Annotated in this window: 26 protein-coding genes; 20 read left to right on the top strand and 6 right to left on the bottom strand. The window is 42.7% G+C overall.

Annotated elements, in window-relative coordinates:
- The first annotated feature begins 157 nt into the window (after positions 1-157).
- The 17 genes from E5A76_RS06600 to E5A76_RS06520 all read left to right on the top strand — a co-directional run bounded on the left by E5A76_RS06600 (position 158) and on the right by E5A76_RS06520 (position 15,831).
- Positions 158-886, top strand: coding sequence for a beta-ketoacyl synthase chain length factor (locus tag E5A76_RS06600; RefSeq protein WP_161118457.1), 729 nt, complete (start codon positions 158-160; stop codon positions 884-886).
- Positions 886-1,704, top strand: coding sequence for a lysophospholipid acyltransferase family protein (locus E5A76_RS06595; protein WP_187695574.1), 819 nt, complete (start codon positions 886-888; stop codon positions 1,702-1,704). The genes E5A76_RS06600 and E5A76_RS06595 overlap by 1 nt, the downstream gene beginning before the upstream one ends.
- 5 nt (positions 1,705-1,709) lie before the next feature.
- The gene (locus tag E5A76_RS06590) at positions 1,710-1,967 is read left to right on the top strand and encodes a phosphopantetheine-binding protein (RefSeq protein ID WP_008988637.1); all 258 of its coding nucleotides are present in this window, start codon (positions 1,710-1,712) and stop codon (positions 1,965-1,967) included.
- Between the two features lie 26 nt (positions 1,968-1,993).
- Complete coding sequence (locus tag E5A76_RS06585) at positions 1,994-2,248, top strand: acyl carrier protein (protein ID WP_008988636.1); 255 nt, start codon at positions 1,994-1,996, stop codon at positions 2,246-2,248.
- Positions 2,249-2,251: 3 nt separating this feature from the next.
- Positions 2,252-2,815: a COG4648 family protein gene (locus E5A76_RS06580; RefSeq protein ID WP_161118456.1), complete on the top strand. Its 564-nt coding sequence runs from the start codon at positions 2,252-2,254 to the stop codon at positions 2,813-2,815.
- A gap of 65 nt (positions 2,816-2,880) precedes the next feature.
- A complete protein-coding gene (locus E5A76_RS06575; RefSeq protein WP_161118455.1) occupies positions 2,881-4,275 on the top strand; it encodes an AMP-binding protein in 1,395 nt (464 codons plus the stop codon).
- 18 nt (positions 4,276-4,293) lie between these two features.
- Positions 4,294-4,665 carry an ApeI family dehydratase gene (locus tag E5A76_RS06570; RefSeq protein ID WP_161118458.1) on the top strand — a complete coding sequence of 124 codons (372 nt, stop codon included), beginning with the start codon at positions 4,294-4,296 and terminating at the stop codon, positions 4,663-4,665.
- Positions 4,662-6,353 (top strand): glycosyltransferase family 2 protein, encoded by a 1,692-nt coding sequence (locus E5A76_RS06565; RefSeq protein WP_161118454.1) that lies wholly within the window; start codon positions 4,662-4,664, stop codon positions 6,351-6,353. The genes E5A76_RS06570 and E5A76_RS06565 overlap by 4 nt, the downstream gene beginning before the upstream one ends.
- Positions 6,340-7,899, top strand: coding sequence for an HAL/PAL/TAL family ammonia-lyase (locus tag E5A76_RS06560; RefSeq protein ID WP_161118453.1), 1,560 nt, complete (start codon positions 6,340-6,342; stop codon positions 7,897-7,899). The genes E5A76_RS06565 and E5A76_RS06560 overlap by 14 nt, the downstream gene beginning before the upstream one ends.
- A 171-nt stretch (positions 7,900-8,070) precedes the next feature.
- Entirely contained in the window at positions 8,071-8,511 is a 441-nt protein-coding gene (locus tag E5A76_RS06555) for an acyl-CoA thioesterase (RefSeq protein ID WP_161118452.1), read from the top strand.
- The gene (locus E5A76_RS06550) at positions 8,495-9,166 is read left to right on the top strand and encodes a LolA family protein (RefSeq protein WP_161118451.1); all 672 of its coding nucleotides are present in this window, start codon (positions 8,495-8,497) and stop codon (positions 9,164-9,166) included. The genes E5A76_RS06555 and E5A76_RS06550 overlap by 17 nt, the downstream gene beginning before the upstream one ends.
- Positions 9,150-11,513, top strand: coding sequence for an MMPL family transporter (locus tag E5A76_RS06545; RefSeq protein ID WP_161118450.1), 2,364 nt, complete (start codon positions 9,150-9,152; stop codon positions 11,511-11,513). The genes E5A76_RS06550 and E5A76_RS06545 overlap by 17 nt, the downstream gene beginning before the upstream one ends.
- A gap of 11 nt (positions 11,514-11,524) precedes the next feature.
- Positions 11,525-12,142, top strand: a complete 618-nt coding sequence (locus tag E5A76_RS06540) for a DUF3261 domain-containing protein (protein WP_161118449.1) — start codon at positions 11,525-11,527, stop codon at positions 12,140-12,142.
- A gap of 60 nt (positions 12,143-12,202) precedes the next feature.
- Positions 12,203-13,417, top strand: coding sequence for a beta-ketoacyl-[acyl-carrier-protein] synthase family protein (locus tag E5A76_RS06535; protein ID WP_161118448.1), 1,215 nt, complete (start codon positions 12,203-12,205; stop codon positions 13,415-13,417).
- A complete protein-coding gene (locus E5A76_RS06530; RefSeq protein ID WP_053987823.1) occupies positions 13,410-13,886 on the top strand; it encodes a hotdog family protein in 477 nt (158 codons plus the stop codon). The genes E5A76_RS06535 and E5A76_RS06530 overlap by 8 nt, the downstream gene beginning before the upstream one ends.
- Positions 13,883-14,608 (top strand): 3-ketoacyl-ACP reductase FabG2, encoded by a 726-nt coding sequence (locus E5A76_RS06525; RefSeq protein WP_053987822.1) that lies wholly within the window; start codon positions 13,883-13,885, stop codon positions 14,606-14,608. The genes E5A76_RS06530 and E5A76_RS06525 overlap by 4 nt, the downstream gene beginning before the upstream one ends.
- Positions 14,605-15,831, top strand: a complete 1,227-nt coding sequence (locus tag E5A76_RS06520; RefSeq protein ID WP_161118447.1) for a beta-ketoacyl-ACP synthase — start codon at positions 14,605-14,607, stop codon at positions 15,829-15,831. The genes E5A76_RS06525 and E5A76_RS06520 overlap by 4 nt, the downstream gene beginning before the upstream one ends.
- Positions 15,832-15,927: 96 nt before the next feature.
- On the opposite strand, the gene E5A76_RS06515 is transcribed toward E5A76_RS06520, so the two are convergent.
- Entirely contained in the window at positions 15,928-16,293 is a 366-nt protein-coding gene (locus E5A76_RS06515) for a SpoIIAA family protein (RefSeq protein WP_161118446.1), read from the bottom strand.
- Positions 16,294-17,038: 745 nt separating this feature from the next.
- Between E5A76_RS06515 and ectA the strand changes: the two genes are divergently transcribed.
- From ectA to E5A76_RS06500, 3 genes are read left to right on the top strand one after another with little or no spacing between them, the layout of a single operon-like run.
- Positions 17,039-17,593: a diaminobutyrate acetyltransferase gene (ectA, locus tag E5A76_RS06510; protein ID WP_053987819.1), complete on the top strand. Its 555-nt coding sequence runs from the start codon at positions 17,039-17,041 to the stop codon at positions 17,591-17,593.
- 11 nt (positions 17,594-17,604) lie between these two features.
- On the top strand, positions 17,605-18,870 hold the full coding sequence (gene ectB / locus E5A76_RS06505; RefSeq protein WP_161118445.1) for a diaminobutyrate--2-oxoglutarate transaminase: 1,266 nt from the start codon (positions 17,605-17,607) through the stop codon (positions 18,868-18,870).
- A gap of 14 nt (positions 18,871-18,884) precedes the next feature.
- On the top strand, positions 18,885-19,271 hold the full coding sequence (locus tag E5A76_RS06500) for an ectoine synthase (protein ID WP_161118444.1): 387 nt from the start codon (positions 18,885-18,887) through the stop codon (positions 19,269-19,271).
- A 107-nt stretch (positions 19,272-19,378) separates the two neighbouring features.
- Here E5A76_RS06500 and putP read toward each other — a convergent pair whose 3' ends face one another.
- The 5 genes from putP to E5A76_RS06475 all read right to left on the bottom strand — a co-directional run bounded on the left by putP (position 19,379) and on the right by E5A76_RS06475 (position 26,500).
- Positions 19,379-20,875: a sodium/proline symporter PutP gene (putP, locus tag E5A76_RS06495; RefSeq protein WP_161118443.1), complete on the bottom strand. Its 1,497-nt coding sequence runs from the start codon at positions 20,873-20,875 to the stop codon at positions 19,379-19,381.
- A 67-nt stretch (positions 20,876-20,942) separates the two neighbouring features.
- Positions 20,943-21,668: an aldehyde dehydrogenase family protein gene (locus E5A76_RS06490; protein ID WP_161118442.1), complete on the bottom strand. Its 726-nt coding sequence runs from the start codon at positions 21,666-21,668 to the stop codon at positions 20,943-20,945.
- On the bottom strand, positions 21,668-24,841 hold the full coding sequence (gene putA / locus E5A76_RS06485) for a bifunctional proline dehydrogenase/L-glutamate gamma-semialdehyde dehydrogenase PutA (protein WP_161118441.1): 3,174 nt from the start codon (positions 24,839-24,841) through the stop codon (positions 21,668-21,670). Before putA ends, E5A76_RS06490 begins: the two co-directional genes overlap by 1 nt.
- 229 nt (positions 24,842-25,070) lie before the next feature.
- Positions 25,071-25,817, bottom strand: coding sequence for a helix-turn-helix domain-containing protein (locus tag E5A76_RS06480; protein ID WP_053987814.1), 747 nt, complete (start codon positions 25,815-25,817; stop codon positions 25,071-25,073).
- A 122-nt stretch (positions 25,818-25,939) separates the two neighbouring features.
- Entirely contained in the window at positions 25,940-26,500 is a 561-nt protein-coding gene (locus E5A76_RS06475) for a hypothetical protein (protein ID WP_161118440.1), read from the bottom strand.
- Positions 26,501-26,719: the final 219 nt, after the last annotated feature.

The raw sequence follows: 26,719 nt of genomic DNA, 5'->3' as shown, positions 1-26,719 counted from the left end.
GGGTATATCGATATCACTTATTTGATGAAGGGTTTACATTGTAAAACTTAAGCTAAGTTTTATTTATGTCCCAAATACCTTTTTCAATAAGCGACGGATTTTATTATCATAGACAAATTGAAATTATAACAATAAATATTACTCAAACGGTTTAAGAATGAACTCGGTGCACTTTACTATTAATGACTGGAAAGCCCTTTCGCTAGGTCTTTCTTCCTCTTTAGAATGGCAAGAATGGGCAGAAACCCAACGCTGGCCACAAGCACCAGAGCAGATCAAATTCGATAAAATTCCGGCCATGATACGCCGACGTATGAGCAACTTAACTAAGCTTGCACTACAAAGCGCGCTATCGCTCGCTGATGAAAAAGATATCGATTACATCATTTTTGCTAGCCGCCACGGTGAACTTCATCGCACAGTCGATCTGATTGAATCCATCATTGATGGTGACGACGCCTCACCCATTGCTTTCTCTCAATCTGTTCACAATACCGCAGCGGGTCTTTATACCATCATTACCAAACAGCCGATCCCAGTAACATCGTTATCGGCTGGTGAACACACACTGCATTCAGCGTTAATTGAAGCAGCATGCTACTTAAGCGATAACCCACAACACCAAGTATTGCTGGTTGATTTTGACGAACCACTACCTGAGCAATACCAAGCATTTGAGAATGATGCTCACCAAGGCTATGCCTTCAGTGCCATTCTTTCTGCGGGCGATGACTACACACTGCAATGGAGCGCAGTTGATCAGCGAACAAAGGACGTGAACATGGGCTACCCACAAACATTAGATGTGATCAAGCATCTCACATTAGGCAACAAACAATTTGCTATAACCGATCAGCGTCATCACTGGTATTGGAAACATAAGTAATGCCAAATTCAACGCTGACAGTGCCACAACGCTTGAATAAATACTGGCGTGTTTTCGCAACCGGTTTCTGCTTCACCATCTTTGGCGTAGGTGCACTGGCACTGACCTTTATTGTCTTCCCACTCATGACACGTACCGCCAAAGATAGCCAGCAGCGTGAATTTAAAGTACAGAGAATCATTCAACAAGCGTTTGATTTTTTCTGCCGTACCATGCGTTTTTGGGGAGCGATTGATTACCGTTTTGAAAATACTGAGCTATTAGCCAATGATCGTAATTGCCTAATTGTGGCAAACCATCCAAGCTTAATTGACTACGTATTAATTGCATCACGGTTGCCACAATGTGATTGCTTAGTAAAAGCCGCTATTTGGCATAACCCGTTTATGAAAGGCATTGTGAAAGCCGCAGGCTACATTCCCAATAAAGATCCTGAAAGCTTATTAGATGGCTGTAGTGAGCGTTTAAATAACGGTAATGTTTTACTGGTTTTCCCTGAAGGTACGCGCACAACACCGGGAAAAAAGTCCAAATTACAACGTGGTGCAGCACAGATTGCGGTACGCACAGAATCAGATCTACGTGTTATTCATATCACGGTAGAGCCAAGCTTCTTAACGAAAGAGAAGAAGTGGTACCAAGTGCCTGATACCAAGCCTTTCTTCTTAGTTGAAGTAAAGGATAAAATAGAGATCGGATCATTTCTTAAAAGCAGTGATTCAGCAACGACAGCAGCGCGTAAGCTTAATCGTTATCTTGGCGAAGCCATTTTTCCCGCCCAACACACGGTTGAGCAACATAATAACAATCATAAGTAGGTACTATGGAACAACTACACAACGAATTAAAAGCCCTGATCATTGAATCATTGAACCTTGAAGACATCACGGTTGATGATATTGAAACAGATGCGCCTCTTTTTAATGATGGTTTAGGTCTAGATTCCATCGACGCCCTAGAATTGGGCTTAGCGATTAAGAAGAAGTACAATATTGTTATTGATGCTGATGACACTAACACTCGCGAGCATTTCGCGTCAGTAGCAAATCTAGCAAACTATATCTCTAACAATAAAAAATAAATACAGATAAAACAGCGTATTAGAATATGACAGAAGCAAACCGTAACCAAGTATTTGATCAAGTTAAAAACGTGCTTGTAGAGCTATTTGAACTTGATGCCGATGACATTCAACCACAAACCAATCTATACACAGATCTTGATCTAGACAGTATTGATGCGGTTGATTTGGTGGTTCATCTACAAAACCTAACTGGTCAAAAAATCAAACCTGAAGAGTTCAAAACAGTGCGCACCGTTGATGATGTTGTTGATGCTGTGATCGAGCTAGTTAAGGAATAATCCATGATACGTTTGCTGACTGCAGTGTCAGCATTAGCGTTACTCGCCTATCCTCTCGCGGTTTACTATGGTTTAAGCCGTTGGGGGTTAGGGGTAGTCGCAGGACTGCTTGCCGTCTTGTTTCTTGTTCGGATCATTGCCGCCAAACAAACTCAACTTCGTGAGCTCAAGTACATTGCATGGCTCAGTGGTGGTGCAGGCTTAACCCTTGCTCTACTCGGTAGTGTTTTTCGTGAACATGGCTGGTTTTTATATTATCCCGTGATAGTCAATGTACTTATGCTTGGGTTATTTGGTGCCAGCCTATGGCAAAAACAGAGCTTGATCGAGCGATTAGCACGACTACAAGAACCCGATTTACCACCGAGCGGTGTCCGTTACACTCGTAATGTAACCAAGGTCTGGTGCTTGTTTTTTATTATCAATGGTGCAATCGCCTTAACCACTTGTTTCCTTTCTCTACAAGTGTGGACGTTATACAACGGCCTGATCAGCTACATTTTTGCTGGCAGCTTATTTGCGATTGAATGGGTAGTTCGTCAATTCGTTCAACGTAAATCACAATAAGGTTAAGGGCTTGTCCCTTACTTGCTGCCATTGCCATTCATCTTCACTTCAACACCGGAATTATCATGGAACCATTAACACTGCCAACAACAATGACGTCACTCTCTCAGTTGATGCTGCAGTCTCATCGCCAATCTCCTGTGTCAGTCGATCCTTCAGGTAACACATCTTGGGCACAATTCACTCACGATGTAGCACTGTTGTGCCAAGCTCTTGCTCGCTATGACGCTAAGCAATGGGCGATCTGTTGTGAAGATAGCTACTTTTTTGCCGTGGCATTTATGGCACTGGCACACAGTAAACACCAACTGGTTTTACCGGGTAATCACCAGCCAGCAGCATTAGCTGAACTTAGCCACCACTTTGATGGCTTGTTGCACGACAACAATATTCAATGTCCAAGTGATTGTATTAGCCTAAAGCTCAACGGCATTGACTGGCAAACCAGTGTTCACAACGCTACACAATTTACCCCTCTAGTACTTGAAGCTATTGAGCTCACACTATTTACTTCAGGCTCTAGTGGCGCACCGAAAGCGATTCATAAAAATCTGGTGTTGCTGAATAATGAAATTGCTCAACTTGAGAACTTATGGGGCGAAAAGCTAGCACAAGCCACCATTAGCAGTACGGTATCGCACCAACATATTTACGGCTTACTGTTCCGTATTCTTTGGCCATTATGTTGTGATCGCAGCTTTAGTCGGTTTGATTTGATCTACCCTGAACAAGTAATGGCACAAGCGAGCAATGATCATGTACTGATCAGTAGCCCTGCTTTGCTAAAGCGCCTCGATAACGAACAGAAAACCGCACAGTATCGTGCCATTTTCTCATCCGGAGGTCCGCTACCTTTAACAGCAGCTCACCAATGCCAACACCTGTTTGAGCAACTTCCATTTGAAGTGTTCGGCAGCACAGAAACAGGCGGTATGGCATATCGTCAACAGCAACAAGCTACAACCCCTTGGCAGCGTTTCCCGGCTATTGAGATTGCACTAAATGCTGAACAGTGTTTGAAGATCCTATCACCGTTTATTGATCCAACTCAGTGGTATCAAACTAGCGATCATTGTGAACTGATCGATAACGATCGTTTCATGCTGAAAGGTCGTACTGACCGCATTATCAAAATTGAAGAAAAACGAATTTCGCTCACCGATGTTGAACAACGTTTATGTTCGCTACCATGGATTAATGAAGCGGCTGTGTTACCGCTAGAGCAAGATAATCGTCTAATCTTAGGAGCAGTGATCACGCTGACAGAAGAAGGACAAACACAGCTTACATTAATCGGTAAAGGGAAGTTTTGGTTGCTATTACGCCAACAACTGCGCCAGTGGATCGAACCTGTCGGCATTCCACGTAGCTACCGACTGGTTGAGAGTATTCCACTCAACACCCAAGGAAAGCGTTTAGTCAGTGATTTAGAGCTGTTATTTAAAGCAGATAACGCCTAGCAAAAAAGAATAATAATGATGACAAATAGAACTCCAACATTACTCGCTCAACATATCGACGACAATAAGGCAGAACTCACCTTACGTCCTGATGGTCAGCTATCAGATTTTCAAGGACATTTTCCGTCTTTTCCACTGCTACCGGGTGTCAGTCAAATTGATTGGGCAGTCCATTTTGCTAAGCAATGCTTTGCTGATATTCCCACTCATTTTAACGGCATGGATGTAATTAAATTCCAAGAGCCAATTTTGCCCGATTCAACCATTATCCTAACGTTGGAATGGCGTGATGATCAGCAGAAGTTGCACTTTAGCTATACCTCAATCGATGAAAATGATGAATTACACAAACACTCATCGGGCAAAATCAAACTAGGACAGCCCGCATGAGTGTGTTTAACCCTTGCTTTCTGATCCCTTGCTATAACCACGGTGCGACGGTGCCAGCGGTGATTGATGCCCTCACATCCTATGGCTTTCCGATCATTATCGTCGATGATGGTAGCGAATTAGCGACTCGAAAGATTTTATCTGAGCAAGCTAAACGCCCAAATATCACCGTTGTCACGCTACCAAAGAACCAAGGTAAAGGCGGTGCAGTGATCGCCGGTGTTAAACAAGCTGATGCACTTGGCTTTAGCCACGCACTCCAAATTGATGCCGATGGTCAACATGATTTAGCCGCCTTACCTAAACTGCTCGAAGCGTCTCAAGCCCATCCCGAAGCATTGATTTCTGGTCAACCTATCTATGATGACTCGGTGCCTAAATCTCGCTTATATGGCCGTTATGCCACCCATATTTGGGTATGGATTGAAACCCTGTCGTTTAATATCAAAGACAGTATGTGTGGCTTTCGCTCTTATCCTATTCGTCCGATCATTAATGTGATTAATCACAATAAACTTGGTTTGAGAATGGATTTTGATACTGAAATCATGGTGCGTTTTTACTGGGATAGTGGCGATGTTCGCTTCATTGATACCAAGGTAATTTACCCTGAAAACGGGATCTCTCACTTTGATGCGCTATGGGATAACGTCAAAATCAGCTGGATGCATACCAAACTGTTTTTTGGCATGTTGCCACGCATTCCTAAACTAATACAACGTAAGCCAACCGATCAACAGCATTGGTCTTCACACGCTGAGCGTGGCACGATTTTAGGCATAAAAACCTTATTAGCTGTTTATTCACTACTAGGGCGAAAAGCATTTAACCTGCTGTTAAAAGCCGTGATGGGTTACTACTACTTAACCGGTAAAAAAGCGCGAAAAGCCTCAGAAGATTATCTCGAACAACTCGAAAGCTACGCCAGCGACAATCAGTTAGCCTTGCCTGCAAAACTTAATAGCTACGATCATCTACTGTCTTTTGGTCACACCATGTTAGATAAACTCGTGGCATGGCAAGGCGACTATTCTGAAAAAAACTTAACCATTCATGGTGACGAACACTTTAATGAGCTAGCAAAGCGCAAACAAGGCATCATTGTGTTGGGCTCACACCTTGGCAACCTAGAGCTATGCCGAGCATTAAGCTCTCGCCATCCCGATATTAAGATCAACGCATTAGTTTTTACGGAACACGCTGAACGTTTTAATGCGGTGCTCAAAGCCATTAACCCTGATTCTGATCTCAATCTCATTCAAGTGAATGAATTAGGCGCAGATACCGCGATCATGTTGCAGCAAAAAGTGGAACAAGGTGAATGGGTGGTCATTGTCGGTGATCGCACTTCAGTGACCAAAGAACAACGCGTGGTATGGGCAGACTTTTTAGGCAAACCAGCCCCATTTCCACAAGGGCCTTTTATTCTTGCTTCCGTATTAAAAGTGCCCGTCTACACACTCTTTGGTTTACGTGATGATAGCCAAGCGACACCGCATTTTGATGTGTACTTTGAACCTTTCAGCGAGCAGTTGATTTTGCCTCGTAAGACACGAGAAACAGCGCTGCAAGAAGCAGTACAACGTTATGCATCAAGGCTAGAGTCCTACACAATCAAAGCACCGTTACAATGGTATAACTTTTTTAATTTTTGGCAGCTTAGTGGAAAGAACAATGACAACCAATAATACCTCTACAACTCAACAAACCATTAAGTTCGGTGCTGATCGCCTCACTATTGAAGACGTTTGTGCTATCGCTAATGGTGCCCATGCTGAAATGAATAATGATGCTGCATTCAACGAAAAAATTGATCGCGGTGTCGCTTTCCTTGAACGCCTACTTAAAGATGAAGGCGTTATTTATGGTGTAACCACTGGCTACGGTGATTCATGTACTGTTGCTATCCCACCAAAACTCGTTGATGAATTACCGCTGCATTTAACCCGTTTCCACGGCTGTGGTTTAGGTGAAGTATTAGCACCGCAACAAGCCCGTGCTGTACTGGCCACCCGTTTATGCTCGCTATCTCAAGGGGTTTCTGGCGTTAGTCATGAACTACTGAACCAATTAGTAACCTTGATTAATCACGATATCGTGCCACGTATTCCTGAAGAGGGGTCCGTTGGTGCCAGTGGTGATTTAACCCCGCTGTCTTATGTTGCAGCAACCTTAATCGGTGAGCGCGATGTGATTTATCAAGGCAAAGTGCGTCCAACTGCCGAAGTGTTTAGTGAGCTTGGTATTACGCCTATTCAGCTAAGACCGAAAGAAGGCTTAGCGCTAATGAATGGTACATCAGTAATGACAGCACTTGCCTGTTTAGCTTACAAGCGCGCGGAATATCTAGCACAAATGGCAACCAAGATCACCGCAATGGTATCTGTTGCGATGCAAGGTAATGATTTCCACTTTGATGAAGCACTATTTGCGGTAAAACCACATCCTGGTCAGCAACTTATTGCTAGTTGGTTACGTTCAGATCTGCAAGCAGAACGTCCACCTCGTAACAGCAATCGACTGCAAGATCGTTACTCATTACGTTGTGCGCCTCATGTGATTGGTGTGCTGCAAGATAGCCTGCCATGGCTTCGTCAAATGATTGAAAACGAACTCAACAGCGCTAACGACAATCCGATTATTGATGGTGATAACGAGCGTGTGCTTCACGGTGGTCACTTCTATGGTGGTCATATTGCAATGGCAATGGATACCCTAAAAACCGCTGTGGCTAACATTGCAGATCTGCTTGATCGCCAAATGGCACAGCTGATGGACTACAAGTTCAACAACGGTTTGCCATTTAACCTAACGGGCGCAGTGGGTGAACGTAAGCCAATCAACCACGGCTTTAAAGCGGTACAAATCGGTATCTCAGCATGGACGGCAGAAGCGTTAAAGCACACCATGCCAGCCAGTGTATTCTCACGCTCTACCGAATGTCACAACCAAGATAAAGTCAGTATGGGCACCATTGCTTCTCGTGATTGCTTACGTGTATTGCAGTTAACAGAGCAAGTCACTGCTGCATCATTGCTGGCAGCCACTCAAGCAATTGAGCTAAGAAAGCGTGATGAAGAACTTAATGCATCACATTTAAGTCCTGCACTGACTAAGATGAATGAAGCGGTGTTAGAGCACTTTGAACCGGTTATTGAAGATCGCCCACTAGAGCAAGATTTACGTCTGTTTATCGATATGATCCAGCATCAACATTGGCCACTATATCGCTAACAGTTTCTCTTGCTTGGAAAATTGACCAAATACTCACTCAACATTCAGAGTGAGTATGGCTTTTTCCGCTATTATCTTGATGACTTATACCCAAGTCAGCTCAAGGTACTAAGTTCAGCAAAATCACATGGGTATATATTTTCTTATTTTATGTTTGTAGGAAATCGATAAATGGCAGCAACTAAACCTGAATTCATCAGTGCTGAAGTCTTGCTAACAACGAGCTTTCAAGATGCCGATCCAATGGGCGTTATTTATCACGGTAACTACTTCCGCTACTTTGAAGAAGCACGTCATCAGTTAATGAACAAACTGAACTACAGTTATCGTGAAATGGAAGCATCGGGTTATGTGTGGCCAATCATTGATACCCGCGTGAAGTATGTTAAAGCTATCCCTTACGACCATCCTATCCGCATTACTGCCACCATGACAGAATGGGAAAACCGTCTCCGTGTTGATTATGTTATCTATGATGGTGAAACAGGCGCACGAATGACTAAAGGGCACACCATGCAAGTAGCGGTTGGGATTGCTGATCGTGAAATGTGTTTTGTGTCACCAAAAGTATTTACAGAAAAAGTGGAGGCTTGGTATGCCAACCATGCGTAATAAAACTCATTTTAGCCATGGATTTAAACAAGCGCTAAAAGCAACACTGGCAGTTTCTCTGTTAGCGCTTACTAGCTTATCAGCCCATGCTATTACGTTAGAACAGCTACAAAAGCGCTTATCTTCAGAGCCACTTGTGCGTGGTGATTTTACTCAAAAGCGTGAAATGGCAATGTTTGATCAACCCTTGCTATCAAGTGGTCAGTTCTTACTGTCAGCGAAAAACGGCCTGTGGTGGCATCAAACTAAGCCTATGCCTGTATCCCTGGTATTAACCCAAGATAAGCTCAGCCAGCAATTTGATAACCAGCCAGCACAGGTGCTTTCAGCCAGTGATAACCCAATGGTGTTCTACTTTAGTCATGTGTTCTTATCACTGTTTAAAGGCGATACATCACAGCTTACTGAGCAGTTTGATTTATCACTTAAAGAGATAAAAGACAGTACAACGCACAACCAATGGCAGTTAGTGCTTACTCCTAAAGCCGCGCCTTTAGATAAAGTCTTTAGTAAAATTGAAATTGAAGGCGGTAAGTTCATTAACGAACTTGAACTGGATGAAATTCGTGGCGATAAAACCATTATCACCTTCAGTCAACAAAAAACGACACCGTCCACACTAACATCAGAAGAACAACGTGTTTTCCAATTCTAAGTTAGCCAGTTTATGGCTTGCAATTATGTTGATTTTGGTAGCCGCCCTTGGCTACCAACTCACTGCGCGTAAACAGCTCCCGATTGAAACCAACATCTTGGCGTTATTACCTGAAAATCGCCAAGATCCCATAGCACAACAAGCGTTTGATCATATTGCCACCAGCATGAGCGATAAGGTGGTCTTTGTTGTCGGCAGTAAAGGCAGCGATACCATGCTCAAAGCCGCTAAAGACTTTAGCCAAGCCCTGCCTTCCCTTGATATGTTCAGCCATATTGATGCCGAAGTAAGCCAAGATCAGCAACAAGCATGGGCAAAGCTCTACTATCCGAAACGCTTTCAATTACTGACACCTGAGCAACAAAATCGCCTGCAACATCACCCAGAACAACAAACCCAAAACGTTATCCATACGCTGTATAACCCGTTCTCAGGCATTACTGGTACTGAACTTAAAAACGACCCTTTCTTGTTGTTTCGTGAATACCTTGCCGATCTCACCGCAAAAAACGGTAAATTCAGCCTAAAGCAAGGCTTTCTGACTACAGAATATCAAGGTAAACATTACGCCCTGATCACCGCCAATCTCAAAGGCTCAGCTTATAACATTGGCTTACAAGGTAAATTGCCTGCATTAACCGCCTTAGAACAACAGATTGAAAGCAAGTATTCACTTACAGATTCACCGCTTGAAATCGAGCAAACAGGGGTGATTTTCTACGCTGCTCACGGTACACAAAGCGCAGAAAATGAAATTAGCACCATAGGCTTTGGCTCATTGCTAGGGATTGTGATTTTATTGATCGCGGTTTACCGCAGCACCTTACCATTAGCCCTTGCCCTGCTTTCCATTACCTGTGGTTTAGTGGCAGCATTTGTTACTACTGTTGCGATTTTTGGCAAAGTGCATTTGTTTAGCTTGGTCTTTGGTGCCAGCTTGATTGGGGTTTCCATCGACTATGCTTTCCACTACCTCACAGATCGTTTAGCAGCAGGTAAACATTGGAATGCACAACAAGGTTTAAAGCACATCTTTACCGCAATCACACTTGGTTTGATCACTAGCTTGATTGGTTATTTAGGTATGTTAGTTGCGCCCTTCCCTGGTTTGCAGCAACTGTCTTTATTCTCAGCCATTGGTTTAACAGCCGCTTACGCCACTGTGGTCTGTTGGTATCCAACCCTTGCAGCAAAACCAAGTAAACCTCGTGCTATTCCTTTCGCAGGTACATTAGGTCGTTGGCTGCATCTATGGCAGCAACCCAGTATCCGTTGGGTTACACCTATACTATTAGCACTGCTGTCCATTTATGGTTTAACCAAAGCAACTTACAACGATGATATTCGCCAACTACAAGCCCTGCCAGCGTCGTTACAACATCAAGAAGCGACGATTAAAGCCATCACAGGCGTGAGCAGTAGCCAGCAAATGTTGCTAGTAAAAGCTGATAGCCAGCAAGTATTACTTGATAAAATCGCAGCCACCGATCACGCCTTAGATAGATTGATCAAACAAGGCGCATTAAAAAGCTATCAAAGCCTTGGCCAATATATTCCAACGCTTGAGCAGCAAAAGACTAACTTCGAGTTAGTTAAACAGCTATATAAAGAGCAAGGTACCGCTCTTAGCCAAAGCTTAAATTTGGCACAGCCGGTTAGCTTCACCGCCACATTTGAACCTTTAACCATGGCGCATTTCTTGGCATCACCGATCTCAGCACCACTGCGTTTTATGTGGCTTGATGCACTAAAAGATAAAAATGGTGTCAGTAAATACAGCGCAGTGATTTTGCTTCATGACATTCAACAGCAAAGTGCGATTGAACAGTTAACGCATAATGACAGTGAACTGACGTATTTAAACAAAGCCGATGAGATCTCAATCCTGTTCGGACAATACCGAGAGCATGTGACTTGGCTATTGATCGCAGCAACCTTTGCGATTTATCTGTTACTAGCTTGGCGTTATGGCATCAAACAAGGGGTGAAAATGATCGCTCCGTCTTTGATTGCAGGTATGGCGGGTATTGCGATCACAAGCCTAACAGGGACACCACTTAACTTGTTCAACCTATTAGCGCTGATCTTAATTTTGGGTATTGGGATTGATTACAGTCTATTTTTTGCAGAGCTAAAAGCAGAAACAGCGCACCAGCAAGGGATCACCACATTATTGGCGATCACCTTATCCGCATTAACCACTGTTTTGTCATTTGGCTTACTTGCATTGAGTGATACTCAAGCTATCCATAGTTTTGGGATCACTGTACTAACAGGCATCATCATCGCTTGGCTATTAGCCCCGTTGGCGATGAGCAAAGTAAAACCGTCACAACAACGTCAATAAGGCTATTTGCAATGAAAACCATAAAACAACACGCTAAAGGTATGATTGCCGTATTGATGGCGAGCATGGTGTTAGTCGGATGCGCCAGCAAACCTATGGTGCAACAAAACCAAGTGGAAATTGCGCCCGATACGCTCGTGACCTTACCAACACCAGCTCAACTGGGTTACTCATTAACAGCCAGCCAGCTGATCACCGCTACATGGAAAAAACAAAGCCACCAGCTGCCAGTTCAACTTCAAGTAGATCCAAAGCGAGTGGCATTAGCAGGGTTTTCTTCATGGGGAACCCGTATTCTTAGCCTTGATTACCAAGATCAACATATTGATACCTATGTTATGCCGGGGCTAGGTGCAACACTACCCGATCCTAAGCAGGTCTTATTTAATATTATGATCACGCTGTGGCCGATGGATGCTTGGCAAGCCCCATTAACACAAGTAGGTTGGCAATTAAAACAAACCCATAATCACCGTCAATTAATTGATAATAAAGGTGATATAATTGCAGATATTGATTATAAAAATAGCGATCCGCTAAAAGGTGATATTACCTTTATCAACCATCAACAGCATTACACGATCGGTATTAAAACACTGCAATCAAGCCAACATGAGTCAGGTAAATAATCTTTTACTCATAACGAAAAGCATTAAATAACCAATATCAAAGAGCCAGATACCAGCACTATGCAAACAATCGCCGACAAACAGCCAATTTATATTCGTGGGTGTGGGTTTAACTCAGCGTTAGGCTGTGAACATGACACCATCCACCAACGATTACGCCAAGGTATTAGCCCAGATATGCTAACCGTACAAGGCTGGCTAAATGACGGCACAGAGACTGTCGTTGGCAAAGTTTCATCTGCACTGCCAAGCATTGATAGCACACGTTTTGCGCACCAAGATACGACTAATAACCGATTAGCCTTATCAGCGCTGCAACAAATTGAACCCGAGATCCACGCCGCCATAAAGCAATACGGCAAAGATCGTATTGCGGTAATTATTGGAACAACAACCTCTGGGATCAGTGATGGTGAGCAAGCACTAACGACACAAAAAGAGACTGGCAGTTACCCAAATGGGTATCACTACCACCAGCAAGAGCCGAGTAATACAGGGCAATTTATTGCTGACTATTACCAATTAACAGGCCCTTGCTACACCCTTTCAACTGCATGTTCATCTAGCGGTCGTGTGTTTTTATCGGCAAAGCGCATGCTAAAAGCGGGCTTAGTCGATGCGGTAATTGTCGGTGGGGCTGACAGTCTTTGCCGCTTAACCCTTAATGGTTTTCACGGCTTAGATTCTCTTTCAAGCAGTTTGTGTAATCCATTTAGTGATAATCGCAACGGGATCAACATTGGTGAAGGAGCCGCTTTTATGCTGCTTGCTCGCACCCCAGATGAAAATCAATCAGCACCGCATATTGCATTGCTTGGTATCGGCGATAGCTCTGATGCTCATCATATTTCAGCGCCACATCCAGAAGGCTCTGGGGCGGAAGAAGCAATGCGTAAAGCCTTAGCCGATGCCAATTTGACGCCTAACGATATTGGTTATATCAACGCCCATGGAACGGCAACGCCTTTAAATGATGCAATGGAAGCAAAAGCCCTTGCCCGTGTGTTTGGTAATCACGTCCCCGTGAGTTCAACCAAGCCTCTTACTGGACATACTCTAGGAGCTGCAAGCGCGATTGAAGCTGCCATTTGTTGGCACTTACTTCGCTATAATTTACCACTGCCAAAGCAAATTAATGATGGTGTTGTCGCAGACGATCTCCCAATTCAATTAGCCTCTGCAGAGATGGCATTAGCCAAGCCCGTAGTGCTCAGTAACTCGTTTGCATTTGGTGGCAACAACATCAGCCTTATTATTGGACGTATCGATGACTAATTGCCCCCCATTACATCAACTATTACCTCATGAATCGCCAATGATCCTTGTCGATGAGCTCATTGACGTAGGTGAAAAGCACATTCATTGCCGTGTGGTGATCCGCCCTGATTGCCTGTATTTCGATCCACAAACGCAATCTGTTCCCGGCTATGTTGGGATCGAATTTATGGCACAAAGTGTCGCAGGTTGGTCAGGCTATCACGCTTGGAAAAAAGGTGATGATTCACCGATCGGCTTTCTCTTAGGTTGCCGTCGCTACCACAGTGAATTAAGCACCTTCAAAGAACACGAAATTTTAGACATTCATGCTGAAGAAATTATGGAAAATAACGGCATGGCTGTTTTTGACTGCAAGATCATGGTTAACGATAACATCGTTGCAAGCAGTCAACTCAATGCATTTGTTCCCTCAAAAACACAATTAGAACAAATGCAAACAGACAACAATAACAGGAAGAACGCATGACTCGACACGTCCTCGTAACAGGTGCAAGTAAAGGCATCGGTCGCGCGATAGCGATACAGCTGGCTAAAGATGGTTTTACAATCGCCGTTCACTACATGAGTGATAAACAAGGTGCTGAAGCAACATTGGCTTCAATTTCAGAAGCTGGCGGTGAAGGTCGCTTAATTCAATTTGATATCAGCAACCGCGAACAATGCCGCGAACAACTTAATGCAGACATTGCTGAACATGGTGCTTATTACGGTGTGGTAAGTAATGCAGGGATCACTCGAGATACCGCATTCCCAGCAATGACAGAGCAAGAATGGGACGGCGTGATCCACACTAACCTTGATAGCTTCTACAACGTGTTACACCCTTGCGTCATGCCTATGGTACAAAAGCGTAAAGGTGGCCGTATTGTTACCTTAGCATCGGTATCAGGGATCACTGGTAACCGTGGACAAACCAATTATAGTGCTGCAAAAGCAGGTGTGATTGGTGCGACCAAGTCACTCGCGTTAGAGCTCGCAAAACGTAAGATCACTGTCAACTGTGTCGCACCGGGACTGATTGACACAGGTATGGTAGACGAGCACGTAAAAGAGCATGCTTTACCGCAAGTACCACTACGTCGTATGGGTGAACCAGAAGAAGTCGCAGGACTCGTTAGCTACTTAATGTCTGACATTGCCGCTTATGTTACTCGTCAGGTCATTTCAGTGAACGGAGGTTTAGTATGAACCGTCGTGTGGTTGTTACGGGCATGTCTGGGGTTACTGCATTTGGTAACGATTGGCAGCAGATTGAGCCAAAACTGCGTGCATGTGAAAATGCAACCATCTACATGCAAGACTATGAATTGTATGATGGATTAAATACCAAACTGGCTGCGCCAATTGAAAACTTCACCCTGCCAAAACACTATACGCGCAAGAAAACCCGTGCCATGGGACGTGTATCTAAGCTATCGACACTGGCAACTGAAAACGCACTTATCCAAGCAGGCTTATTAGACAACGATGTACTGACTAACGGTCAAACCGGTATTGCTTACGGCTCATCAACTGGCAGTACCCCTGCTATCAGTGCTTTTGGTGTAATGCTTAACGAGAAAAGCACCCGCGCAATTACTGCCACTACGTATGTACAAATGATGCCTCACACCACTGCGGTAAACGTAGGCTTATTCTTTGGTCTGCGTGGTCGTGTGATCCCAACGAGCAGTGCATGTACTTCAGGTAGCCAAGCAATTGGTTATGCGTATGAAGCCATTAAACACGGCTATCAAACTGTAATGGTAGCAGGTGGTGCTGAAGAGCTTTGCCCAACAGAATCTGCCGTTTTTGATACCCTTTTTGCTACCAGCCTTAAAAACGACACTCCAAAAGCAACACCTCGCCCCTACGATACCGAGCGTGATGGCTTAGTAATTGGTGAAGGTGCTGGCACATTAGTATTAGAAGAATACGACCATGCCGTTGCTCGTGGCGCGAAGATCTATGCTGAAGTGGTTGGCTTTGCTAGCAACTGTGATGCTGCCCACGTAACACAACCACAAAAAGAAACCATGCAGTTATGTATGGAAATGGCACTACAGCAAGCGAACTTATCACCAAGTGCTATCGACTATATCTCAGCTCACGGCACAGCCACTGAGAAAGGTGATATTGCCGAGAGCCAAGCGACAGCGAGTATCTTTGGTAATGACACGCCAATTAGCTCACTGAAAAGCTATTTAGGCCACACTCTTGGCGCCTGTGGCGCGATTGAAGCATGGTTAAGTCTAGAAATGATGCATAACGGTTGGTTTAACCCAACCCTTAACCTAGACAACGTTGATCCTGAATGTGGCGATTTAGACTACATTCGCGGTGAAGGGCGCAACCTTGATTGCCAATACATTATGAGCAACAACTTTGCGTTTGGTGGGATCAACACGTCAATTATTTTTAAGCGCGTTTAACACCTACATATAGCGCTAAATATACGCTTAAAAACGCAAACCAATAACCATGCACATACTAAGATCAGTTATTGTGCATGGTTATTGTCATTCACATTATTGCTGTTTTAAAAATTCGATCGCCTGAGCTTTTTCCTCTGGCTGGAAGAATTGAATATCGATGTTACGAAATAGCTTGTCTTCCACTTTGACAATTTTTTCAATCCACTGCTTATCAGCAACCACTGCAACTTTGGTAATGTGCGAAATACCCGCATGAAACACATAACGTACTTCTTCAAGTAGCGCTGAAAACTCGATCCCTTCAAAATTATCGATCTGCTCGAAAATCACAATCTTGCCATGTACTTCAGTTTTAGCTTGTGCATCATACAAAATACGCTTCATATCATCTTCATTGACCTTGCCATCAATTGAAAACGCCACTGCATTATCAATATCAACATTGAGCATAGTTAACATTATTGTGTCCTTAATCCTTCAAGAAATGAGAGTTTTACTATGCGCTTTTTGAAGAAAAACAACAGTATTTGAAGAAAGTAATTAGGGAAAATGAAATTTCATAAAAACCACGATTAAATAATAAAAATACGAAATAGACACTAGAAGCATTAAATAAACACTAAAAGGTATACTTTAAAGTGTACAAATGTAACAATAGGTATACCTCGCGGTTTACTTATAACTTTTAAATGGTACCTTCAGCAATGCTCACTATTTTAATGTTCTTTTTTGTATCAACATGTTTAACCACTACTATTGCTTGCTTGTTATTTGCAGGAGCAAAAACATATCAAAAAGAGTTGTCCAAAAATGATATAGAAAAAGATAATCAGGAGAGTAAATACAATGCTAATAACAGCGACATATCAAAATCTACATTTGGATAAAATAACTCACTCATTCCAGTATTTTTTCACCCAATATAAATATTAAATTTGCACGTAATACGTGATCCACGTTTTATCACACAATAAAAAACAACTTGCATATTAATGTGCCTTCTTGCGCTATTTCTTTATTCTTCGCTCTTAACACGAAAAATTAATTTAGTACTCTAAATACTTATTATCATGCTACATACATAAAACAACGAGATCCACCTCACGTAAAACACAGATTTCTAGCAATTAATCAACAACTTGTCATCATAGTAGGTAATAATACACTTCAAACTATTTAGAGCTCAAAGGAATAGACTCTTAATATGGACATATCAACACCTTCGGTAAATGCTTCCGAAATAGGTGAAGACATAAAGCAAACGTGGACATTTTTACAACCAACAGCGAAAGATGGTGATGAGATTTTTAATCTGATCGCTGATTGTCCCCCTCTCGATACCAACTCCTCTTATTGTAACTTTCTCCAATCTACCCATTTTCATAAAACCTGCGTTATTGCACGTTGTAATGGCCAGATTGCAGGGTTTATTTCAGGTTATAAAAAGCCTGATGAGCCTTGTACTTTATTTGTATGGCAGGTGGCGGTAGCCCACCAATATCGAGGCCATGGGCTTGCCTTTAACATGTTACAAGCTCTAATAACGCGTGATGCATTGCACCCTATCACAGCCATTGAAACCACGATCACAGAAGATAACCGCGCATCGTGGGCGTTATTTAGAAAGCTAGATGCACGCCATGGCGAGCAAGGCGAAGTGAGTACTTTTTTAGACGAAGACATTCATTTTAAAGGTAAACACGATACGGAATTCTTGTATCGCATCCCTTTAACTCATACTCAACAGAAAGGAAAATAAACGGGCATATTATGGATATTTTTAAGAAACAGGAATCAAAAGTTCGTTCTTACTCAAACAGTTTCCCCGTCGTATTTACCAAAGCAAAAGGCAGCTGGCTTGAGACCGAACAAGGCGATCGTTACCTCGATTTTCTCGCAGGTGCTGGTTCTCTAAATTACGGTCATAATAATCCTGTGTTCAAACAGGCTCTACTCGACTATATCGAACAAGATGGGATCACCCACGGTTTAGATATGCACTCCACAGCTAAAGCCAATTTCCTTGAAGTATTAGAGCGCAATATTCTCGCCCCTCGCCAGCTTAACTATGTAACGCAATTTACCGGTCCTACGGGCACAAATGCGGTAGAAGCAGCACTGAAACTGGCACGTAAAGTAAAAAACCGCAGCTCTATTGTTGCTTTCACCAATGGGTTTCATGGTTGTACTGCAGGTGCATTAGCCGCAACAGGCAATCAACATCATCGTCAAGGTTCCGGAATGAGCCTTAACAATATTACGCGTATTCCTTTTGAAGGTTATGCAGATATTGATGGTCTTAAATTATTTGAAACCATGCTTACCGACAACTCAGCTGGCATGGATAAACCTGCCGCAGTATTGATTGAAACAGTACAAGGTGAAGGCGGTTTGAATGTCGCTTCTAACCAATGGCTGCAACGTTTAGAAGCGATTTGTAAACAACACGATATTTTACTGATTGTGGATGATATTCAAGCAGGCTGTGGACGAACAGGCACTTTCTTTAGCTTTGAACCATCAGGGATCAAACCTGATATTGTGACCCTATCAAAATCCATTGGTGGCTATGGTTTACCTATGGCAATCGTTCTGTTCAAACCTGAGCTCGATATCTGGCAACCGGGTGAGCATAACGGCACTTTCCGTGGTAATAACCATGCATTTGTAACGGCAACCAAAGCCCTTGAAACCTACTGGGCGGATGATTCACTTGAAAAACATGTTGCCGCCAGCTCTGAGATCATTAGTAAGGTATTAGATAAATGCCTTCACGATCATGCCGATCTGTTTGTACAGAAAAAAGGTCGCGGCATGATGATCGGAATTGAATGTAACGATGGCGAGCTTGCCGGACAAATAGCAAAAACGTGTTTTGAAAATGGCTTGGTGATTGAAACTGCAGGTCCTAATGATGAAGTCGTGAAATTCTTTAGTCCACTTACCATCTCACATGATGAGCTAAAGCAAGGCTTAACGATTTTTGAAAATGCGGTAGAGCAAATCGTCGCAGAAGACTTTAAACAAGCATCATAATTTAAGGACAAATCATGATTGTTAGAACATTAGATGAATGCCGTGATAGTGAGCGTCGTGTTGCCTCTGAAACATGGGAAAGCGTTCGTATGTTGCTCAAAGATGACAAGATGGGCTTTTCTTTCCACATCACGACCATCTTTGAAAATACCGAAACCCATATCCACTATAAAAATCACTTAGAGTCAGTCTATTGCATGAGTGGTGAAGGGGAAATTGAAGTCGTGGGTGGCAAAACCTACCCTATCAAACCGGGCACACTGTATATTCTTGATCAGCACGATGAGCACTATTTACGTGCTTACAAAGATAAAGAAATGGTGATGGCGTGTGTGTTTAACCCACCGATCACCGGCAAAGAGACCCACGATGAAAACGGTGTTTATCCACTCATTGATTAAAAGCGGCATTAACATCTCAGTATTAGCATGCTAAAACAAAAAATCCCGCTACAGGCTCAAACTTGTGGCGGGATTTTAATTATAAAACCTAGTAACAAAAAGCAGCATTAATCAAACTCAGCCAGATTTTGTTGGTATTGTTGATATTGCTTTTGTACTGCATCGGATGGTGCACCGGTTGCTTTACTTACCACTACCACAGCTAGTGTTGCGAAAATAAAGCCTGGGATAATTTCATATAAATCAAAAATACCGCCAGTCAGTTGCTTCCATACCACTACAGTAACAGCTCCCACTAAAATACCAGCAATCGCACCATTACGGTTCATACCTTTCCAGTACAAGCTAAGCAGTAATACAGGACCAAATGCCGCACCAAATCCTGCCCATGCATAAGAGACTAACGCTAACACTGAGCTTTCAGGATCCAACGCTAAGATAAATGCAACAATAGATAATAAGATCACCGCAATACGTCCGACCATCACAATCTCTTGGCTTGATGCTTGCGGGCGGAATACTTGCTTATAAAAATCTTCCGCTAGTGCAGATGATGAAACCAACAATTGTGAATCAGCGGTACTCATGATCGCTGCTAAAATCGCAGCTAATAAAATACCCGCCATTACAGGGTGGAAAATCGCATTTACTAATAGCATGAACACTTTCTCGCTATCAGCAAGTTCGCCACCTAAATTGCCATCAACATACACAATGCCTGTTAAGCCCACTAACAATGCACCAATCATAGAAAGGGCTGTCCAGATCACTGCAATGCGACGCGCAGTACTAATATCTTTATTAGAACGTGTCGCTTTAAAACGCGCCAAAATATGCGGCTGACCAAAGTAGCCAAGTCCCCAACCGAGTAGCGATAAAATCACCATCCAAGATAGCGGCTGACCTTTAATGTCATTCCAAAATGTCAGTAGTTCTGGGTTTTTGCTATGCAACGTTTCCATGAGATAGATAGGATCGGCATTCATTGCAGTGATCGGCACAATCAATAAAGCTGCAGACATTAACAAACCTTGCACTAGGTCAGTCCAAGAAACCGCAAGGAAGCCACCAAATAAGGTGTATGTCACGACACATACCGTACCGATGAACAGTGCAAGGGTGTAATCAAGCCCAAATACGGTTTCAAACAATTTTCCGCCTGCAACTAAACCAGCACTGGTATAGAAAAGGAAAAACAACAAAATAAAGAAGGCAGAAATGGTTTGGATCAGCTTTGAATTATCATCGAATCGACGTGATAAAAACTCAGGCAGTGTTAATGAGTTATCAGCCGTAATACTGTAAGTACGTAAGCGCTTGGCACAAATAAGCCAGTTCAACCAAGTACCTAATAATAAGCCACCAGCAAGCCATAAAGACTCAAAGCCTGCGATATAGGCGTAACCAGGTAAACCTAATAATAACCAGCCACTCATGTCTGATGCACCAGCAGAGATCGCTGACGGCCAAGGCCCTAGTGAGCGTCCACCTAAAAAGTAATCACTGGAACTTGAGGTGCGTTTATAGGCCATATAACCAATGGCTAACATCGCAAGTAGGTATGCGATAAACGTCGCTGTAATAGCGAAGTTATTTTCAATCATGTTGTACTTCCTTTTGATCGGCCTTTGTTCATGGCAAAGGCCTTTGATCATTTTTAACTACGTCAGGTTAGCTTGCTTCTCCGCAACCCAATTCAAGCAAGGTTGCATTACCGCCAACGGCAGTAATATTGATCGTTCTGGTACGTTCGGTAATAAAACGTAAACAGTAACTTTGGCTACCAATAATCGGTAAATTCACTACATCTGTTTCTGCCACTAATTGTGCTAATTGTCCTTCTCGTGCAGCTAATTGGCGCGCAATTTCTAGTGCACGATCCGCACTGCCACAGTAAGCGACAGCAACCACATCTTCAGACTGAATTAACGATTCAAAATCATGACTCTCGATAATAGTAAGAACATTGGCGACACATCCTGCTCGCGCTAATTGGCTGAGAATGGCACCTGCTTTTAAGGGATGATCTGGCGATAGGCATAGCATCACGCTATTCCCACACACCAGTGCGGTAGTAATTTGAGCGATGACCACATGGTTTGCGACATCATCGTTAGCAGTTACAACAACCACACCACGTCCTACACAATAAAGGGTATTGCTCTCTCCTGTAGGCCCTGGCATTACATGGGGTGTCGCAATCATTTCCTGTGCATTGGCGCACTGAAAGTTAACCATCATAGCTGATAGGTTATCTAACGATTTCGCCCAGCGGCGTAGAATAGCGATTCGCGTTTCAAAGTCCAGATCATTCCAGATAGAAGCAGCAAAAATGCTACCTCGTAGCGACTTTTGCACATTCGTTGATAGTGATATTTGTTGTTGAGCATGCATCATTATTCAACTTCCCCCATATCGATATAATTAGTTGTATTAATTGGAACAACACTAGGTTGCATAAAGCGATATAGGTAATGCGGTCCTCCCGCTTTTGGTCCTGTACCGGATAACCCTCGACCACCAAATGGTTGTACTCCAACCACGGCACCCACTTGATCGCGATTGATATAGCAATTGCCGACTTTGGCGCGTGATTCAATTTCACTGTACGTCCGTTCATTACGGCTATGTATGCCCATGGTTAATCCATAGCCAGTTTTATTTATTAGCTCGACCACCTGATCAAGCTCACTCGCCTTATATCTCACAATATGCAGAATTGGACCAAAGTGCTCTTGGGTTAACACACTGATATTGCTGATCTCAATCGCTGTTGGTGGAACAAAATCGCCTAACTGACAATCACGGGCTAACGGTGTTTGATATAGCACTTGAGCGTGGTTTTTCATCTCTTCAATATGAGTGAGTAGTTTGGCTTTTGCTGATATATCAATCACAGGACCAACATCCGTCGAATGTAAGCGAGGATCGCCCACACTCAGCTCAGCCATCGCACCTTGAATTAACCCTATAACCCGATCGGCAATATCTTGCTGCACAAATAACACCCGCAATGCAGAACAACGTTGTCCTGCTGAAGCAAAAGCTGAGCGCAATACATCTCTAACCACTTGTTCAGGCAAAGCAGTACTATCAACGATCATCGCATTTTGACCGCCCGTTTCAGCAATAAAGGGAACAGGTGCACAATCTCTTGCCATTAACGTACGGTTAATTAATTGCGCAGTCGGTGTGGATCCCGTAAACGCAACACCCGCTACGCGTTCATCCGATAGAAGTTGCTGACCAATGTCACGTCCTTGACCTGTCAGTAATTGGATAACGTCTTTTGGTATCCCTGTAAGCTGTAACAATTCAATCGCGCGACAAGCAATTAATGATGTTTGCTCGGCAGGCTTAGCAACCACAGTATTACCTGCTGCTAATGCTGCACAAATTTGACCTAAGAAGATCGCTAAAGGGAAATTCCACGGGCTAATGCAGACAAACACCCCACGACCTTGATAACGCACAAACTGATCGACACCATCAAAACTTGTACTACGCTGAGGTTGCGAAAAATGTGTTTCCACTTGCTCACTGTAATAACGACAAAAGTCCACAGCTTCTCGAATTTCATCTATCGCATCATGAATAGTTTTACCTGCTTCTCGCTGACATAACGCCACCAATTCTGCTTGATGTAGTTCTAACTTATCGGCTAATAAATTTAAGTAATGAGCACGCTGAGAAGCATCCGTTTGCGACCACATCGCAAAGGCATCGTGTGCTGAACTGATCGCCGTTTCAATTTGTGCCGATGTGCTATAAACCACTTCGCCTACCACTTCACTACGATCATAAGGGGCAGTGATTGTTACTCGCTCTGCCGCTAAAATAGCTTCTAGATTGCCGTTTATGATTGGCGATGCTTTCCATGTTATCTGATCAAAAACGTGAACGGCTTGCTCGAAAGGCTGACATTGAGATTCAATATCAATGTTAACCCCTGCTGAGTTTTGACGGGTAGAGCCAAAAATATCTTTCGGCAATGGGATCAAGCTGTTATGAAGTGTTTTTCGTTGCTTTAATAGATCAACAGGATATTGAGTTAAAGAATCTATTGGGCAGTTAGCATCCACCAATCGATGGACAAATGAACTATTCGCACCATTTTCTAATAATCGACGCACGAGATAAGGCAATAGATCTTTATGGCTACCGACAGGTGCATAAATCCGGACTGATGTTTGATGCATTGCCATCACATGGTTATACAGCGCATCGCCCATACCATGCAGACGCTGAAATTCGTAATCGGAATGTGTTGCCATTGCCACTATTGCACTCACGGTATGTGCATTATGGGTAGCAAATTGTGGGTAGATAAGATTTGAAACATGCTCCGATAACAATAACCGTGCACAAGCTAAATAGGAGGTATCAGTGCCTTCTTTACGCGTAAATACCGGATATCCGCTATATCCAGCTTGCTGGCTTAACTTTAATTCACTATCCCAGTAAGCCCCTTTTACCAAACGTAGTGGAATAACATCGCCCTGTTGTTTAGCAAGCGCAGCAAGCCAAGTTAATACCGGCAATGCCCGTTTTGAATACGCTTGAACCACCAATCCAAAACGTCCCCATCCTTTTAGTTCATCTGAGCGATAGAGTTTTTCAAACAGTTTTAATGATAACTCCAGTCTATCGGCTTCTTCCGCATCAATGGTGATCCCAACGTTATGCTCTCGGGCATGGATTAATAATGCCAATACCGAGCGATACATTTCATCCAGCACACGGGCTTCATTAGCGACCTCATAGCGAGGATGCAATGCTGATAGCTTAATAGATACCGTAGGATCAGATGATGAGCGAGAGGTTTGACTCACATATGCACGGTTTTCATTACCGACAGCCTTAATCGCGGTGAGATAATCGTTATAGTACTTCTTAGCATCTGTTGCGGTTAATGCAGCTTCCCCCAGCATATCGAAAGAATAAGTAAAGCCTTGTTCACGCTTCGGTTTACCGTTTTTCATCGCCTCATCAATATTGCGTCCTAACACAAATTGATGCCCCATGATTTTCATCGCTTGGTGCATCGCTTGTCTGATCACGGGCTCAGACATTTTATTGACCAAACGATTAATCACATTTGTTGGCGTACCATCTTGATTAGCATCTAAGGTCACCACTTTGCCAGTGAGCATTAGCCCCCATGTTGAGGCATTCACAAACAAAGAATCGGAGTTTTTAAGATGGGACTTCCAATCTGCCACACTGAGTTTATCGCGGATCAAAGCATCCGCAGTGGCAGCATCAGGTATCCGCATTAGTGCTTCAGCTAAGCACATTAACAAGATACCTTCTTTGGTATCTAAGCTGTATTCCAGCAACAGTGCATCAATCATTTGCACCGCATTTTTATCACTACGAACACGGCTTATTAGCTCTGAAGCTTTCTCGTTACAAAACGCTTGCTCTTGTGGACTTGGCTCTGCCAATGGTAAGAGTTGCGTAAGCCATGTAGATTCATCGATGGCATATAAAGGTGAGATCAACGACCATAATTGATCAAGTGGTTGCTCAATAAAAGCGGGCTGGAGCACATCAACAGCTTTAAACATCAGGTTCCCTCTATGACATGAACAGTGAGATCATAATGAACGCCACCCTCATGTTACTACTTTGTTATTGCCTGTAGATATTATGGATAATATTTAATGTCGTCTTATGAATTCCTACGCAATATTTTATTTTTCCTCCGATAGTGGATAATCCGAGATCTAGCACATAAAAAAAGCGCTACATAGCTAAATCAACTATGTAACGCTTCTAAGTAGTGCTGCTTATAACTTATTGAATGAAATACTGATAGCGTGTAGGTGAAGTGCCGTATAAACGGCGAAAAGCTTGACTAAAACTACTTTGACTTGAAAACCCGCATAATTGTGCAACTTCCGATAACGGCTTTTGACGCTCAGCAATCAACTGCTTGGCTAACTCTAACCGTTTTCGCAACACATATTGATGTGGCGTTGTCCCCATTTGCGCTTTAAATAAAGCATAAAATTGGCTTTGTGCTAAAAAAGCAATGCTGGATAACTCTGCCACTGAGATCTTCTTCTGAATATGCTGCTCTATATAGTTATCAATGAGTACCATATTCAATCGTTCTACTTTTTTTTCATCAAAGAGCATCAAGCTACGCTTAATTAAGCACTGTAAGGTGTTACTAATAGATTGTGATAACAAACTATCATCTGCATGTTCTTTTAATTCAGTCGCTAACAATGAAATAAGCTGATGAGTACGTGCATCTAAGCTGAAATTGCTATTACCGAACTGTTCAACGTCAGCCATTGAAATAAACGGGGGTAAATTCATCACTAAGACTTGGTTATTGGATGTACCTGAAAAACAATGTTCAACATTGGCATCGATTCGGTACCCCATACCAGGAGAAAGACAAACTGAACTATTCTCGATAGAAAGTTCACTTTTCCCCATTAGTCCTAGAATAATCTGAGGATATTCATGATGATGGTATGTTTTTGATTCATCCAACGTTTCAACACGAAATGACGGTGTTTTTATTTCCACACATCACCTCCTTTTTACACTCCATAAAGTACAGTATCTATGTACTGCGCCTGATACTTCAAAATAAAACAAATAAGCGCATTAATAATAATGCGCTTATATTTAGCTGCAGCACTTAATCACTACCATTCATTTAAAATTTCAACGTTCACTTTCACATCTTTTGCTAACGATGCAATGTTAGTGTTCGCTAACAAATCACGCGAGTAATTCAATGTAATAATGCTGTCTGACATATCAGTGATAGGCAAAGAGATCCCATCAATTCCAATATCGTCTTGCACTGTTAAGTTTTCAGCTAACCCTTTAGGGATATCAATCAGTACAGAAAAACCTGCGTCATTCTCTTCTATTGCTGTGACCAGCGCAGTGCCTTTAATATTTCCTGTTAATCCACCACGACCAACCACCTCACCAAATTTAGGGTGGATTTCTAGGTTTACCTGATCACCTTCTTTTAATCCATCAAATGTTGTCGTACCCAATGCTTGGTCGATATCAAAGTACACCATATCGCCTAAAATACGGACAACCGTCAATGAACAACCATTTACTAACATTACAGTATCTACATCAACAAGTTGCAACATACCTTCAGGGAATACAATCCCATGTCGCTGACTATCTTCACTTTTTGAAATGGCTCGAATAACACCACGACCTTGAACAATACCTCTAAACATTAATGTCTCCTTTTTTAGACTCTATATAATATTTCCAGCCAAATACGACTAGCACATTTATGAGATTCTAGTAATTGAAGAAAGAAATACAAAAAGCGGACAACATTTTTCTATTACCATCACAAATTTTTTAATTAAACAATATTAAAATCAATCTTGTATTAACAATGAAATATCAATAATATTTTAATGGGTAATTGAAACATTATTCATTTTACA

This window comes from Photobacterium lucens, assembly GCF_009873615.1.
Taxonomy (GTDB): domain Bacteria; phylum Pseudomonadota; class Gammaproteobacteria; order Enterobacterales; family Vibrionaceae; genus Photobacterium; species Photobacterium lucens.
This window is presented reverse-complemented; position numbering and strand designations above follow the sequence as displayed.